Genomic DNA, 15,097 nt, shown 5'->3' on the forward strand with positions numbered 1-15,097 from the left:
ACGTCATATCCGCGCGCTGCTCGATGACACAATGCCCGATTTCGCTCCCGAACACCCGACTGACGCGGCATCAGGACGGTAACGACCTGTCAGGAAACCTGCTCCTCCGGTACTTCTCCGGCATTTTCCCCACCGGCCTCGCCCTCTGCGCCGCCCCCCTCGACGTCCAGCCCGAGGTGCTTGCGGGCGGCGTCCGCGCCCTGCTCCAGCAGCACCGCGAACCCGGCGTCGTCCAGCACCGGGACGCCGAGCTGCACCGCCTTGTCGTACTTGGAGCCGGGGTTGTCGCCGACCACCACGAAGTGGGTCTTCTTCGACACCGATCCGGTCACCTTCGCGCCGCGCGAGGTCAGCGCCTCCTTCGCGCCGTCCCGGGTGTGCCCGGCGAGGGTGCCGGTGACCACCAACGTCAGCCCCTCCAGCGGGCGTTCGCCCTGCTCCTCGTCGGCCTCCTCGGTGAACCGCACGCCGGCGTCGCGCCACTTGCGGAGGATCTCGCGGTGCCACTCCTCCGCGTACCACTCCTTGATGGCCTTGGCGATGGTCGGCCCGACGCCCTCGACGGCGGCGAGTTCGGTCTCGTCGGCGGCGAAGATCCGGTCCAGGTCACGGAATTCGCGGGCCAGTTCCTGCGCGGCCACCGGACCGACGTGGCGGATCGACAGTCCGTTCAGGAAGCGCCACAGCGGGCGGTCCCTGGCCTTGTCCAGGTTGTCCAGCAGAACACCGGTGTTCTTCTTCGGGGCGCCGGCGGTGGTGGCGAAGAAGGACGTCCGCTTCTCCTTGCCGGTCTTGTCGTCCGGCTTGGGCATGCCGGTCTTCGGGTCGCGCACCAGCACCTTGATCGGCAGCAGCTGCTCCTCGGTCAGGCCGAAGATGTCGCCCTCGTCCTTGACCGGCGGGTCGGCGGGCTCCAGCGGCTGGGTGAGCGCGGTGGCCGCGACGTAGCCGAGGCCCTCGATGTCCAGGCACTGGCGGCCGCCGAGGAACGCGATCCGCTCGCGGATCTGCGCCGGGCAGTGCTGCGCGTTCGGGCAGCGCAGGTCGATGTCGCCCTCGGACATCGGGCGCAGCTCGCCGCCGCACTCCGGGCAGTGCGTGGGCATCTCGAACGCCCGCTCGCTGCCGTCGCGCAGGTCGTAGACCGGGCCGAGGATCTCCGGGATCACGTCACCGGCCTTGCGCAGCACGATGGTGTCGCCGAGCAGCACGTCCTTGGCCTTGACGATCTGCTGGTTGTGCAGCGTCGCGTACTGCACCATCGAGCCGGCCACCTTCACCGGCTCGGCCAGCACCGCGTACGGGGTGGCCCGGCCGGTGCGGCCGATGCCGATCTTGATCTCGGCGAGCTTGCCGGTGACCTCCTCCGGCGGGTACTTCCAGGCGATCGCCCAGCGCGGCGACTTGGAGGTGGAGCCGAGCCGGCCCTGCAGGGCGATCTCGTCGACCTTGACCACCACGCCGTCGATCTCGTGCTCGACGGAGTGCCGCTGCTCGCCGAAGTACTTGATGAACGCCCGCACTTCCTCGAGCGAGCCGACCACCTTGTTGTGCTTGGCGGTCGGCAGGCCCCAGTCGTGCAGCAGCTGGTAGGCGTGCGACTGGTTGTCGATGCCGAAGCCGACCCGGGCGCCGATGCCGTGCACCACCATCCGCAGCGGGCGGGCGGCGGTGACCAGCGGGTCCTTCTGCCGGAGCGAACCGGCGGCGGCGTTGCGCGGGTTCATGAACAGCCGGATCATCGCCCGCGGCCGCTTGCCCTCCTTGGCGCGCTCCTCGTTCTCCTGCCGGCGGCGCTCGTTCTCCTCGGCGAAGGAGGCGTTCAGCGCGTCGAACTCCTCGGTGGGGAAGTACACCTCGCCGCGGATCTCCACCAGCGCGGGGATGTTGTCGCCCTTGAGCCGGTGCGGGATGCCCTTGATGGTGCGGACGTTGGCGGTGATGTCGTCGCCCACCTGCCCGGTGCCGCGGGTCGCCGCGAGGACGAGGTCGCCGTTCTCGTACGTCAGGTTGACGGCCAGCCCGTCGACCTTGAGTTCGCACAGGTAGTGGTAGTCGATGCCGGACAGTTCGGTGGCGACCCGCTCGGCCCAGGCCGCCAACTCCTCGGCGTCCATCGCGTTGTCGAGGCTGAGCAGCCGTTCGCGGTGCACCACGGACGCGAACTGCTCGTTCGCCCCGCCGCCGACCTTCTGGGTCGGCGAGTCGGGCGTCACCAGCGCCGGGTGCTCGGCCTCCAGTGTCTCCAACTCGCGCATCAGGGCGTCGAATTCGGCGTCGCTGATGACCGGGGCGTCCTGGTCGTAGTACCGGGCCCGGTGCTCCTCGATCTCGGTCGCCAGTTCGGCGTGCCGGGTCCGCACCTCCGCCGGGATCTCCTCCCAGCCCTCCACAGCCGCCACCGCGCCGTCCTCCTCGCTCGTCACTCCGGGTTGTCCACCAGGCTCCGTGCCGCCCGCACCGCCGAGGCCAACGCCCGCCGCGCGTACACCGGGGACGCCCCCGCGAGCCCGCACGTCGGCGTCACCACCACCCGGCGGCCCAACAGCTCCGGGGCCAGCCCGAGCCTGCGCCACAACGTCCTGACACCCTGGACACTACCGGCCGGGTCTGACACGCCTTTTGATTGAACCGCAGTCGTGTCGGTGGAGGGCACCACACCGGCGAGGATCAGCGTCCCGCCCTCGACCGCCTCGCCCAGGTCGTCGTCGTCACGCTCCGTCAGGAACGAGAAGTCCAGGCTGATCCCGGCCGCACCGGCCCGGCGCAGCAAGGGAATCGGCACCTTCGGCGCGCAACTGTGCACCAGCACCGGCGTTTCCACGCCCCGGATCACCTCGCGCAGCGCCTGCTCGGCGAGTTGGCGGTCGATCGCGCGCAGCCGCTGGAAGCCGCTGGCGGTCTTCACCGAACCGGCGAGGACGGCGGGCAGCAGCGGCTCGTCCAGCTGCAGCACGATCGTCGCTCCCGGCACCCGGCGGCGGACGTCCTCCAGGTGACGGCGCAGGCCCTCGGTCAGCGACTCCGCGATGTCCCGGCAGGCGCCGGGGTCGCTGAGCGCCTTCTCGCCGTGCCGCAGCTCGATCGACCCGGCCAGCGTCCACGGCCCGACCGCCTGGATCTTCAGCAGCCCCTGGTAGCCCTGGGTGTACTCCTCCAGTGCGTCCAGGTCCTCGCCCAGCCAGGACCGGGCCCGCTTGGTGTCCCGCCCGGGGTGGTCGGTGAACCGCCACCCGCTCGGCTCGGTCTGCACGAACAGCTCGGTCAGCAGGCCCGCCCCGCGCCCGATCATGTCCGCACCGGGCCCGCGCCCGGGCAGCTCCGGCAGGTGCGGCAGCTGCTCCAGCTCGGCCATCACCCCCCGGACCATGTCCCGCACATCCCCACCGGGCATCGACCCCACCCCGGTCGCGGCCCCGGCCAGTTCTCCGAAAACGTCCACGTCAGTCACGGGACAGAGCCTACGCAGCCTTGCCCTCAGGCGGCGGCGAGGAAGCCGGTCAGGCTGCGCAGGTAGTCCTCGGGGTGCGAGACGTGCGGGACGTGGCCGGTTCCCTCCAGCGTCCTGACCTCGGCCCGGGGCAGCGCCTCGCCGAGCCGGGAGATGATGGCCGGGAACCACGGCGGGCTCTCGGTGCCGTTGGTCAGCAGGGCGGGGCCGGTGTAACCGGACAGCCCGGCGAGGTCGAGGAACAGCCAGTCGGGATCGGCCAGTTCGTCGAGAAAGGTGGGGGCGTTGGTGACCAGGGTGTCCCGGAGCCAGTCCGGGAGCTGCTCCCAGTTCCCGGGGCCGAGGGCGACCTCCTCGACGAACTGCTCGGCGCCCGCGAGGTTCTCGCCCGCGCGCAGATGCGCGCGAACGGACTCCAGCTTCTCCCCCATGGCCCGCATCAGCGGCCGGAGGTCCGGATCCTCGCCCACGATCCCCATCAGCGGGGGCTCGTGCGCCACCAGGCTCCGGAACAGCTCGGGGCGCCTCGCCGCCAGGCCCAGCGCCGTCGAGGCCCCGAAGGAGTTGCCGGCGACGTGCGCCGGCGCCAGGTCGAACGTCTCGATCAGCGCGGCGAGGTCCTGCTCGTCCTCGGTCCGGGTCCCCTGCCCGGCGGGGCGTTCGCTCTGGCTGTGCCCCCGCCGGTCGTAGGCCAGCACGCGGTACCGCTCGGCGAGGGCGGGCACCACGGCGCCCCACGTGGCATGGTCGGTCCAGGACCCGTGGACCAGCACCAGCGGATCGCCGTCCCCCGCCAACTCGTAGTAGAGACCGACTCCGTTCACCCGGGCCACAGGCATGCGACCGCTCCTCACGCCGTGGAGCCGCGACCACGGCCCCGTCCCTCCAGTGGACCGCAGCCGCGCTCCCCCGGCTACTGGCCGGGGCGGACGGTGATCTCGGTGATCTCCGCGTCGCGCGGCAGGTCGAGCGCGGCGGAGGCGCCGTCTGCTGGCCGTTCTGGTTGGACACCGTGCAGCGGCGTACTGTCGCACGCATGGCGAGCGATCACCTTGGGTGGCCGTCATCGAGGCCAGCGGCTTCGCCGTGGACGGCGAGCTGTGGGCCATGTCCGCCGACGGCTCCGAGGGCAGCGGTGGCGATGGCAGCGACACCAGCGGGAGCGGCAGTTGCAGCCAGTGCCATCGCGGTTGCCACAGCAGTTAGCGACCGACCAACCGGCCCGCTCCGCTCGCGACTTGACCGGGGCGGGCCGCACTCCGGAGGACTCCCATGGGCTACGCCTGGCACCAGCTGCCGTCCGAACTGCGAAGCGGAATCGAGGGACGGACCGGACCAGTTGCCCGCGCGACGCCGCCGACCGCCGGGACCGTCTCCGACTTCGCTGCGCTACTGGACGCGGCCGGGGGGCCGGTGTTCTGCAAAGCGGTCCGGGAGGACAACGCCAAGGCGTGGATGCACCGCCTGGAATCGGCCGTCAACACCGTCCTCCCGCCCGGCATTGGCCCCCGCCTGCTGTGGACGGTCGAGGCCGCCGGGTGGCTGGCCCTCGGATTCGAACGCGCGCCCGGGCGGCACGCAGACCTGTCCCCCGGATCGGCCGATCTGCCACTGATCGCCCGAACACTGGAAACCCTCGCCGAGACGCTGACCCCGGCTCCGCCGCTGCGAGCTCTGCGGCTGGCCGACCGGTGGTCCGGCCAGGACTTCTGGCACACGCTCGACGAGCGGCACCGGGACCGGCTCGACGCGTGGGCCGTGGAGCGGTTGAGTACGTTGATCGGGGCCGAACACGAAGCGCCGGCCCTGATCGACGGCGGGACTCTCGTCCACACCGACCTCACCGGCCCCAACCTCCTGGTGGACGGCGACACGGTCCGGGTCGTCGACTGGGCGTTCCCCGCACCCGGCGCGGCCTGGGTCGACACGGCGTACCTGGTCGTCCGGCTGATCCAGGCGGGGCACACACCCGAGAACGCGGAACGATGGGCCGACGGCGTGTCGATGTGGCGCGCAGCCTCACCGGGGGCCGTCACTGCGTTCGTCGCGACCCTCACCGGGCTGTGGACGCTGCGCGCCGACGCGCTCGGTGCGCACGGCCTGGCCTGGCTCCGCCACCGCCTGGGGTGACCTCCCTACTGGCCGGGGCGCACCGTGATCTCGGTGATCTCCGCGTCGCGCGGCAGGTCGAGCGCGGCGAGGATCGCGGTGGCGACCGACTCCGGGGCGATCCACTTCGAGGGGTCGTACTCCTTGCCCTCCTGCTGGTGCACCTTCACCTGCATCGCGGTGGCCGTCCGCCCGGGGTAGACGGTGGTGACCCGGACCCCGTTGGCGTGCTCCTCCTGCCGCAGCGCGTCGGCGACCGCGCGGACCGCGAACTTGCTGGCCGCGTACGAGCCCCAGGTGGGGTCGGCGCGCAGGCCGGCGCCGGAGTTGACGAACACCACGTGGCCGCGGGCGAGGCGCAGCGAGGGGAGCAGCAGGCGGGTGATCTCGGCGGGCGCGACGGTGTTGACGTTCAGCTGCTGCTGCCACGCCTTGACGGGGGTCTCGCCGATGGTGCCGAGTTCGACCACGCCGGCGATGTGCAGCAGCGAGTCGAGTTCGACGGGCAGCGCCTGGTGGCCGAACGCCCAGGACAGCTTGGCCGGGTCGTCGAGGTCGCCGACCAGCGTCCGCGCCTCGGGGTAGCGCTCGCGCAACTGGGCGGCGCGGCGCGCGTCCCGGGCGAGCAGCCAGACCTCTTCGCCGCGGGCGGTGAGCTTGTCGGCGACGGCGGAGCCGATGCCGGAGCCGGCGCCGGTGATCAGGTGGACACCCATGGGATTCCTCAGTTCTGCTTGGCGGTGGCGTGGGCGAGGGCTTCGGCGGGAGTCTGCGCGAAACTCACCAGCTCGGCGAGCGGACGCGGCAGGAACCCTTCGCTGTCCATCCGCTCGAGCTGGGTCCGCGTCCCGGCGTAGAACCCCTCGGTGTCGAGGAACACGATCGGCTTGTCGTGCTGCCCGTGCTTCTTCAGCTCCAGCACCTCGGTGACTTCGTCCAGCGTCCCGAGCCCGCCGACCAGCACCACCACCGCGTCCCCGCGCGCCAGCAACTCGGCCTTCCGCGTGGCCAGATCGGGCGTCACCACCAGCTCGTCGGCGCCTTCGTACGCCTTGTGCCGCAGGAACTCCACCGACACCCCGACCAGCCGCCCCCCGGCCTGCTGCACCTCGTCGGCCAGCAGGCCCATCAGCCCGGTGTGCGACCCGCCCCACACCAGGGTGTGCCCACCGGCCCCGAGCAGCCGGGCGAACTCCGCCGCCGGAGCGGTGTACTTGGCATCGAGCAGGTTCGCCGAACAGAAGACCGTGATGTTCATAGTGCAAACAGTCCTATCACCGCCCGCCACGCCCGGGTCAAACCAATAGTGGCTAGGGGCTGTCTTCAAACCCGCGGCGCAGCCCCGCGGCGTCTGGTGCGTGCTCTCGGCGTGCCGGGTGGAAGGCCTCGTACTGGGTGTACTTGGTCTTTCGCCCGGTGCGGCGAGAGTGCGTGCCTGGGGGTACCTCCCAGCCCCCAAGGGCTGGGGGCGCGCTGTGGGGCAGGCGGGGGTTTGAAGACAGACCCTAGGCCTCGATGGCCCGCTCGGTGCTCGCGATGGTCGCCGAGCCGACCACCCGGGTGCCGTCGTACAGCACTACGGCCTGCCCGGGCGCGATGCCGCGGGCGGGGGTGTCGAGGCGGACGTGCAGCTCGTCACCGGTCATCACCGCCGTCACCGGCACCTCTTCGCCGTGGGCGCGGAGCTGCGCGGTGTAGCGGCCTTCGCCGCTCGCCGGGGTGCCGCACCAGCGGGGGCGGATGGCGGTGAGGGCGTGCACGTCGAGGCCGCTGGCGGGGCCGACGGTGACGGTGTTGTTGACCGGCGAGATGTCGAGGACGTAGCGGGGCTTGCCGTCGGCGGCGGGGCGGCCGAGGCGGAGGCCCTTGCGCTGGCCGATGGTGAAGCCGTAGGCGCCGTCGTGCTCGCCGAGCTTGGTGCCGTCGGTGTCGAGGATGTCGCCGGTCGCGGTGCCGAGGCGTTCGGCGAGGAAGCCCTGGGTGTCGCCGTCGGTGATGAAGCAGATGTCGTGGCTGTCGGGCTTCTTGGCGACGGCCAGGCCGCGCCGGTCGGCCTCTTCGCGGATGACGTCCTTGGTGGTGTCGCCGAGCGGGAACAGCGAGTGGGCGAGCTGGTCGGCGTCGAGCACGCCGAGCACGTACGACTGGTCCTTGGCGCCGTCGACGGCCCGGTGGAGTTCGCGGGTGCCGTCGGGCAGGTCGACGATCCGGGCGTAGTGGCCGGTGCAGACGGCGTCGAAGCCGAGTGCGATCGCCTTGTCGAGCAGCGCGGCGAACTTGATCTTCTCGTTGCAGCGCAGGCACGGGTTGGGGGTGCGCCCGGCGGCGTACTCGGCGACGAAGTCCTCGATCACGTCCTCGCGGAAGCGTTCCGCCAAGTCCCAGACGTAGAACGGGATGCCGATCACGTCGGCGGCGCGGCGGGCGTCCCGGGAGTCCTCCAGGGTGCAGCAGCCGCGCGCGCCGGTGCGGAAGGACTGCGGGTTGCTGGCGAGCGCCAGGTGGACGCCGGTCACCTCGTGGCCGGCTTCGACGGCCCGGGCGGCGGCGACGGCGGAGTCGACGCCGCCGGACATCGCGGCGAGCACGCGCAGTCGGCCGGTGGACGGGGTGGTCGGGGCGCCGGGGAAGTCAGTCATAAGGAGTCCAGCCTAACGGTGGCCGGGCGCGCGCCGGACGGTCAGTCCGCACCGGGCTCCGACAGCTCGCCCCGGCCCCGGAGGGTCAGTTCGGCACCAGGACGGACGGCTCGGCGGCGCTCGGGACAGCAGCGGTCCGCGCGGGAAGTGCGGTGGCCAGCAGGAACGCGGCGAGCAGCAGCATCGCGCCCACGCCGAAGGCCAGGTGGAACCCGTCGACCGCATCTCCGGTGCCGCCGGCCAGCGCGGTCAGAACGGCTACACCGAGCGCCGCGCCGACCTGCTGGGTGGTGTTGAGCACGCCGGAGAGCAGTCCGGCGTCCTCGGGCCGGGCGTCGGCCATGCCGAGCGCGGTGAGCGCGGTGGCGGCGAGTCCGAAGCCGGCGCCGAGCAGCATGGTGGGCAGCAGGTCGGTGACGTAGTCGAAGTGGCCGGCGGGTAGCCGTACCAGCAGCCCGAGGCCGACGGTGAGCAGGGCCAGGCCGATCAGCAGGGTGCGGCGTTCGCCGAACCGGCCGATCGCGCGGGCGGCGGCCAGCAGCGAGACGGTGCCGATGGTGAGCGCGGCAGGCAGCATGGCCAGTCCGGTGCCGAGCGCGCCGTAGTGCTGGACGTTCTGCAGGTACAGCGCCACCAGCACCTGGAAGCCGAACATCGCGCCGAGCAGCAGGATCTGCACCAGGTTGGCGAGCGCGGTGGTGCGCCGGGCGAGGACCCGCAGCGGCAGCAGCGGGGTGGCGGCGCGGGCCTGCCGCAGGACGAACGCGGCGAGCAGCAGCAGCGCACCGGCCGCCAGGGCCCAACCGTGCGGGCCGCCCTCGACGATGGTGTACACGCCGAGCATCAGGCCGCCGGTGACCAGCACCGCACCGGGGACGTCCACCCCGCCCTTCGCGCGGCCGACCTGGTCGCGGGGCAGCAGGCGCAGCCCGGCAAGGAGTGCGGCGGCGCCGATCGGCAGGTTGATGAAGAAGATCCAGTGCCAGCCCAGGCCCTCGGTGAGCACGCCGCCGAGCACCTGGCCGAGCGAGGCGCCGGCCGCGCCGGTGAAGCCGACGGCGCCGAACGCCTTGGCCCGGTCGGCGGGTTCGGGGAACAGCCCGACCACCATGCCGAGGCCGACGGCGGAGGCCATCGCCCCGCCGATGCCCTGTAGGAAGCGGGCGCCGATCAGCATCGCGGGGGTGGCGGCGAGGCCGCACAGCACGGAGGCGGCGGTGAACGCGGCGATGCCGGCGAGGTAGATCCGGCGGCGGCCGAGCAGGTCGCCGAGGCGCCCGGCGAGCAGCAGCAGGCCACCGAAGGCGACCACGTAGGCGTCCACCACCCAGGCCAGTCCGGCCCGGCCGATGTGCAGGTCGTCCTGGATGGCGGGCAGCGCGACGGTGGTGATCGAGCCGTCCAGGATCACCATCAGCATGCCGGCGCAGACCACCGCGAGGGCCAACCAGCGGGCGCGTGACGGGTTTTCGGACATGGGTGTCTCCCTCCCCGGGGGCACGCGGGCGCGCGCTCCCCCAACAAGAGAGACCGTAACAGATAGTTTTGTAATAGACGATCCAGAACGGGATTGTCAGCTCTGCCGGAACCGCCGCGGCTTCCGCACCACGCCGCCCTCCCCCACCATCGGGAACTCCACGTCCTGCTGCAGCCGGTCCAGCGCGTCCACGAACACCTGCCGCTCCCCGGCCGACAGTTCGCCCAGCGCGTCCCCGTGCACCCGGTCGACGATCACCTCGCCGCGCCGCACCAGCTCCGCACCGGCCGGGGTGACCCGGATGACCTTCACCCGCCGGTCGGTCACGGACGGGTGGCGCTCGGCCAGGCCGTCCCGCTCCAGCTCGTCGGCGGTGACCACCATGGTGGTCTTGTCCAGCCCGGCGATCGCGGCCAGCTGCGACTGGGTGCGCTCGGCCTCCATGGCGTGCAGCAGCACGCAGTGCTTGCGCGGGGAGCTGTCGATCTCGGCCAGGGCCAGCGACAGGCGGGTGTTCATGGCGTGCGCGGCCTGGACCAGCAGCCCGGTGAGGTCACGGACGGTGCGCTCGGGCAGGGGTGCGTTCATCCCTCCAGAATAAGTCCGGCAGCAGATGGTTCCGCTACCGAACGAACCCGGTCAGCGACCGGCCCGCACCAGTCCGGCCCGGCGGGCCCGCTCCACCGCTCCGGGCAGCGCGGCGGCCAGCGCCTCGACGTCCGCCCGGGTGGAGGTGTGGCCGAGCGAGAACCGCAGCGAGGCGCGGGCGAGTTCGGGGGCCACGCCCATCGCCAGCAGCACGTGGCTGGGCTGCGGGACGCCCGCCGAACAGGCCGAACCGGTGGAGCACTCCACACCGGCCGCGTCCAGCAGCATCAGCAGCGCGTCGCCCTCGCAGCCGGGGAAGGAGAAGTGCGCGTTCGCGGGCAGCCGGCCCGCCGGGTCCGGGTCGCCGTTCAGCAGCGCCTCGGGCGCGGCCGCCCGGACCACCGCGACCAGGTCGTCACGCAGCATGCCGACACCCGCCGCGTACTCGGGCTGCCGCTCGACGGCCAGCTCGGCCGCCACCGCGAACCCGGCCGCGCCGGGCACGTCCAGCGTCCCGGAGCGGACGTCGCGCTCCTGGCCGCCGCCGTGCAGCAGCGGAACGGGCGTCGCGGAGCGGGACAGCAGCAGCGCGCCGACCCCGTACGGGCCGCCGATCTTGTGGCTGGTGACGGTGAGCGCCGTCAGCCCGGAGTCGGCGAAGGACACCGGGACCTGGCCCAGCGCCTGCACCGCGTCCGCATGCATCGGGATCCCGAACTCCGCGGCGACGGCGGCGAGTTCGCGTACCGGCTGGACGGTGCCGACCTCGTTGTTGGCCCACATCACGGTGACCAGCGCGACCGTCTCCGGCGCCCGCTCGATCGCCTCGCGCAGCGCCTCCGGGCGCACCCGGCCGACCTCGTCCACCGGCAGGTACTCGACCTCGGCGCCCTCGTGCTCGGCCAGCCAGTGCACCGCGTCCAGCACCGCGTGGTGCTCGACCGGGCTGCTCAGCACCCGGCGGCGGGCCGGATCGGCGGCCAGCCGGGCCCAGTACAGGCCCTTGACCGCCAGGTTGTCGGATTCGGTGCCGCCCGCGGTGAGCACGATCTCGCTGGGCCGCGCGCCCAGCGACTCGCCCAGCGACTCCCGGGACTCCTCGATCACCCGGCGGGCCCGCCGCCCGGCGGTGTGCAGGGAGGAAGCGTTGCCGACGGTCCCGAACTGCGCCGTCATCGCGGCGATCGCCTCGGGCAGCATCGGGGTGGTGGCGGCGTGGTCGAGGTAAGCCATAGCGGGTCCAGTGTAGGCGGCCCGCAGGTCACGATTTGGCCATTGCACCCTCTGCAACGCGCCGTTAGCGTTCCGGCCACGCCGCTGTGAGAGGGGGAGGGCCGTGTCCCAGACGGTCGACCGCGCGCTGACCATCCTGGCCTCGCTCGGCGAGGGCCCGGCCTCGCTGGAGCAGGCCGCCGCCCGGATCGGCGTGCACAAGTCCACCGCCCTGCGGCTGCTGCGCACCCTGCAGGAACACGGCTTCGTCACCCGGCAGTCCGACCACCGCTACCGGCTCGGCGGCCGGCTGTTCGCGCTCGCCCACCAGGCCCTCGAGGGCATCGACATCCGCCAGGTCGCCGCCCCCTACCTGGCGGTGCTCAACGAGCGCTACGGGCACACCGTCCACCTGTCGGTCCTGGAGGGCGACGAGGTTCTCTACCTGGACAAGGTGGACGCCAAGTACCCGGACCCCGGCCGCAGCTGGCTCGGCGAGGACAGCCGGATCGGCCGGCGCGCCCCCGCCGCGGCCACCGCGGCCGGCAAGGTGCTGCTGGCCGACCTGCCCGCCGACCGGCTCACCGCCTACCTCGCCGAGGCCGAATTCCCGGCCCGCACCCCGCAGTCGATCAGCGACCCGGAGCAACTGCGGGCCGAGCTGGTCGAGGTGCGGCGGCGCGGCTGGGCCGTCGACCAGGCCGAGTACCACCCGTCGGTGAACTGCATCGCCGCCCCGATCGCCGGCACCGAGGGCACCGCGATCGCCGCCTGCTCGATCTCCGCCCCGGTGCAGGTCGCCTCGGTCGTCGAACTCAGCAAACTGCTGCCGGAACTGCTCTGCACGGTCGAGGCGATCTCGCTGGCCTACGGCGGCTCCCCCACCCCCCGCTGGTGCGAGAACCGCTGCGGCGCCAAGCACGAGGTGCGCGCCGCACGCAGCTGAGGGCCTTACTCCTCACCGGCCCGCGAACCGTTGCGGTGCCAGGCCCGCGGCGCCCGTGAGGGCCTTACTCCTCACCGGCCCGCGAACCGTTGCGGTGCCAGGCCCGCGGCGCCCGCCAGCCGTACTTGAGCGCCAGCAGCCGCATCGTGAAGGCGGCCACCGCCGCCAGCGCGGCGTTCACCGGGGTGAGTTGGCCGACGGCGATCAGGATCGCCGTGATCGCCGCGCCGACCAGCGCCGGCACCGCGTAGATCTCCCGGTCCCAGCGCAGCAGCGAGGGCGGCTCCATCGCCAGCACGTCGCGCACCACGCCGCCGCCCGCCGCGGTCAGCATCCCGCAGGCCACCGAGGGGACCGCGCCCAGCCCGTAGTCGTGCGCCTTGATGGTGCCGGTGACGGCGAACAGTCCGAGGCCCGCCGCGTCCAGCACCATCACCGACCGGGTGATCCGCTCCACCTCCGGGTGCAGGAAGAACACCACCAGCCCCGCCACCAGCGGGGTCGCGAAATAACCGGCGTTGGTGAACGCGGCCACCGGCAGCGCCCCGATCATCAAGTCCCGCAGCACACCGCCGCCGAGCGCGGTGGCCTCGGCCAGGACACAGATGCCGAAGATGTCCATGTTCTTGCGGACCGCCATCAGGCCGCCGGACAGTGCGAAGACGAAGATGCCCACCAGGTCGAGGATCTGCTGGACGTCGTGCGGGAAGATCTCGGAGCTCACCTGGTCAGTGTCCATGCCGACCGACCGGCGCCGTTCGCCGGGCGGTCAGGCGAACGACTCGTGCGGCGCCGGCCCGCCCAGCGCGTTCAGCTTGGCCGGCATCCGCAGCGTGGTCATCCGCCGCCACCCGCCCGCCCGTTCGTACCCGTACACCGTGTGGATGCCCGCCGCCAGCGCCGCCGACTTCGCCCGCGGCCAGCGCAGCAGCTCCCCCATGTGCGCCATCACCGCCAGGCTGACGTCCCGGTAGGTGCGGATCTCCGCCCGCGCGGTGTCCTGCAGGGTGTCCAGGATCGACCGGCCGTGCCCGCGGTACGCGAGCCGCAGCAACTCCTCGTGGCAGAACGCCAGATGGTTGTCCTCGTCGTTGGAGATCATCCGCACCGCCCGGCCCACCTCGGGGTGCTCGCCGAAGATCCGCTTCAGCATCCGCATCTGCTCGGACGCCCGCTGCTCGGTCACCCGGCTGTGCGCCAGGTACGTGATCACGTCCTGCTCGGACAACGGCTCGTCCCGGCGCAGCCGGGCGTGCGCCAGGCCGATGCCCTGCCGTTCCAGGATCATCGTGTAGTCGGTCTCGTCCGGGACTTCGGCCGGATCCAGTCCCCGCTTGTGCATCAGCGCCTTGAAGATCCGCCCGTGCTTGTCCTCGTCCGCTCCGTGCCGGGCCACCTTCGGTGCCAACTCCTGGTCGGGCACCAGCCGGGCGATCCGGCCGTTCTCCCAGCCGCCCTGGTCCTCCCCCTTGGCCGCGATCGAGCAGAACAGCCGGAACGCCCGGTCGTCGTCGTGGATCTCCTGGAACAGACTGCGGGCCGACAGCATGGTGGACCTACCCCTCGCACGGGAGCCGGAACATTCCGGTCCAGCTCAAGGCACCCCCACCACCCGGGCAACAGCTCACGCCCCGCACTGCGCCGGACGAACGAAAGCCGTGCCGACTCGGACTACCCGACCAGCCGGCGCCGCCAGTCCAGGCCGGTGACCCGGATCGCGTCGTCCGGGCTGCCGTCCCAACTCACCCCCAGGCCGCACTCCTCCAGCGCCGCGACGACCTCCCGGCCGACCGCCGCCGTGGTGTCCGCCGAGTCGTCGAAGCCGCCGTACAGCAGCCACAGGTCCCCACCGGACGCCACGCCCTCGGTGCACTGGGAGTGGAAGTACACGAAGCCGCGCGCCTCCGGGTTCTCCGCCCAGATCTCCCCGTTGCCGCAATTGCGGCAACAGGTGAAGTTCTCCCGCGCCGTGATGCCGGTCGCTTCCAGCGCGGCGAACGCCTTGGCCACCCGCTCCGGGTCGGTCTCCCCCACCCACGACCGCTGCTCGGCGACCCGCTCCAGCCACATCCGGTCGACCAGCTGCTTCGCCTGCTCCTTCGTCACCGGACGGGAGTCCTTGTCCACCAGGCACTCCTCCGCGACCTCGGCCGCCTGCGCGCGGGTCGCATAGCCCGCCACCAGCAGCCGCCGGACCTCGTCGACCACGGTCGCCTCGTCCTGCGCGGACAGCTCCAGCGGCGCGGGCTCCGGGACTTCGAACTCGATCCGCTCCCATGCGACCCCGACGCCCCAGCCTTCGTCCTCCCGTGCCCACCCGAGCAGCAGCGCGGCGACCTGCTCCACGTCGCCCACCTGGGTCCCGTAGTGCCGCGCAGGGCTCCCCGCCCGGTACTCCACCGTCCACGCCCCGTACTCCGGACACGCCTGCGCATACGTGTGCGGCAGGTCGGGCACCCGTTGCAGCACCAGGACGGAGTCCGGCCATTCCCCCATGTCCCGCACCATGTCGAGGAGTTCGCCCTCCGACACCCGCACCCGGACCGCATCCGTCTGGTCCCGCACCGCAATCTCAAGCATGCCCGCCATCCTCCCAGCCGGCACCGTCAATTCCCGCGCCCGGTCAGGGGCGCCGGGGGTTCCCCCGGAACCGCGCGAACGCCCCCCGTAAACGG

At 72.5% G+C, this 15,097-nt stretch carries 14 protein-coding genes; 2 read left to right on the forward strand and 12 right to left on the reverse strand.

What is annotated here, in order from left to right; genetic code table 11:
* Positions 1 to 89: 89 nt before the first annotated feature.
* The 3 genes from ligA to ACFYST_RS27630 form a co-directional block, all read right to left on the reverse strand.
* A complete protein-coding gene (ligA, locus tag ACFYST_RS27620) occupies positions 90 to 2,426 on the reverse strand; it encodes an NAD-dependent DNA ligase LigA (RefSeq protein WP_387866175.1) in 2,337 nt (778 codons plus the stop codon).
* Positions 2,423 to 3,394, reverse strand: a complete 972-nt coding sequence (locus ACFYST_RS27625) for a methionine synthase (protein ID WP_387638826.1) — start codon at positions 3,392 to 3,394, stop codon at positions 2,423 to 2,425. The genes ligA and ACFYST_RS27625 overlap by 4 nt, the downstream gene beginning before the upstream one ends.
* Positions 3,395 to 3,477: 83 nt before the next feature.
* Positions 3,478 to 4,290, reverse strand: coding sequence for an alpha/beta fold hydrolase (locus tag ACFYST_RS27630; protein ID WP_387866176.1), 813 nt, complete (start codon positions 4,288 to 4,290; stop codon positions 3,478 to 3,480).
* 433 nt (positions 4,291 to 4,723) lie between these two features.
* Here ACFYST_RS27630 and ACFYST_RS27635 point away from each other — a divergent pair, with 433 nt between their 5' ends.
* Positions 4,724 to 5,581, forward strand: coding sequence for a phosphotransferase (locus tag ACFYST_RS27635; protein ID WP_387866178.1), 858 nt, complete (start codon positions 4,724 to 4,726; stop codon positions 5,579 to 5,581).
* 5 nt (positions 5,582 to 5,586) lie between these two features.
* Here ACFYST_RS27635 and ACFYST_RS27640 read toward each other — a convergent pair whose 3' ends face one another.
* The 6 genes from ACFYST_RS27640 to ACFYST_RS27665 form a co-directional block, all read right to left on the reverse strand.
* The gene (locus ACFYST_RS27640; RefSeq protein ID WP_387637070.1) at positions 5,587 to 6,276 is read right to left on the reverse strand and encodes an SDR family oxidoreductase; all 690 of its coding nucleotides are present in this window, start codon (positions 6,274 to 6,276) and stop codon (positions 5,587 to 5,589) included.
* 8 nt (positions 6,277 to 6,284) lie between these two features.
* Complete coding sequence (locus ACFYST_RS27645; RefSeq protein ID WP_387637073.1) at positions 6,285 to 6,818, reverse strand: TIGR00730 family Rossman fold protein; 534 nt, start codon at positions 6,816 to 6,818, stop codon at positions 6,285 to 6,287.
* A gap of 247 nt (positions 6,819 to 7,065) precedes the next feature.
* Positions 7,066 to 8,199, reverse strand: a complete 1,134-nt coding sequence (gene mnmA / locus ACFYST_RS27650; RefSeq protein WP_387866180.1) for a tRNA 2-thiouridine(34) synthase MnmA — start codon at positions 8,197 to 8,199, stop codon at positions 7,066 to 7,068.
* 85 nt (positions 8,200 to 8,284) lie between these two features.
* Positions 8,285 to 9,676 (reverse strand): MFS transporter, encoded by a 1,392-nt coding sequence (locus tag ACFYST_RS27655; RefSeq protein WP_387866182.1) that lies wholly within the window; start codon positions 9,674 to 9,676, stop codon positions 8,285 to 8,287.
* Positions 9,677 to 9,772: 96 nt separating this feature from the next.
* Positions 9,773 to 10,264 (reverse strand): MarR family winged helix-turn-helix transcriptional regulator, encoded by a 492-nt coding sequence (locus ACFYST_RS27660; RefSeq protein WP_387637080.1) that lies wholly within the window; start codon positions 10,262 to 10,264, stop codon positions 9,773 to 9,775.
* Between the two features lie 51 nt (positions 10,265 to 10,315).
* Positions 10,316 to 11,497 carry a cysteine desulfurase family protein gene (locus ACFYST_RS27665; protein WP_387637082.1) on the reverse strand — a complete coding sequence of 394 codons (1,182 nt, stop codon included), beginning with the start codon at positions 11,495 to 11,497 and terminating at the stop codon, positions 10,316 to 10,318.
* A gap of 103 nt (positions 11,498 to 11,600) precedes the next feature.
* On the opposite strand from ACFYST_RS27665, the gene ACFYST_RS27670 reads away from it, so the two are divergent.
* Complete coding sequence (locus tag ACFYST_RS27670; RefSeq protein WP_387637084.1) at positions 11,601 to 12,422, forward strand: IclR family transcriptional regulator; 822 nt, start codon at positions 11,601 to 11,603, stop codon at positions 12,420 to 12,422.
* A gap of 64 nt (positions 12,423 to 12,486) precedes the next feature.
* Here the strand turns inward: ACFYST_RS27670 and ACFYST_RS27675 are convergent, their stop codons facing one another.
* From ACFYST_RS27675 to ACFYST_RS27685, 3 genes are all read right to left on the reverse strand, one after another.
* Positions 12,487 to 13,161 carry a trimeric intracellular cation channel family protein gene (locus ACFYST_RS27675; RefSeq protein WP_387637086.1) on the reverse strand — a complete coding sequence of 225 codons (675 nt, stop codon included), beginning with the start codon at positions 13,159 to 13,161 and terminating at the stop codon, positions 12,487 to 12,489.
* Between the two features lie 30 nt (positions 13,162 to 13,191).
* Positions 13,192 to 13,971, reverse strand: coding sequence for a ferritin-like domain-containing protein (locus tag ACFYST_RS27680; RefSeq protein ID WP_387637089.1), 780 nt, complete (start codon positions 13,969 to 13,971; stop codon positions 13,192 to 13,194).
* 122 nt (positions 13,972 to 14,093) lie between these two features.
* A complete protein-coding gene (locus ACFYST_RS27685) occupies positions 14,094 to 15,002 on the reverse strand; it encodes a DUF6891 domain-containing protein (protein ID WP_387866185.1) in 909 nt (302 codons plus the stop codon).
* Positions 15,003 to 15,097: the final 95 nt, after the last annotated feature.

The organism is Kitasatospora sp. NPDC004614, from assembly GCF_042873675.1.
Taxonomy (GTDB): Bacteria; Actinomycetota; Actinomycetes; order Streptomycetales; family Streptomycetaceae; genus Kitasatospora.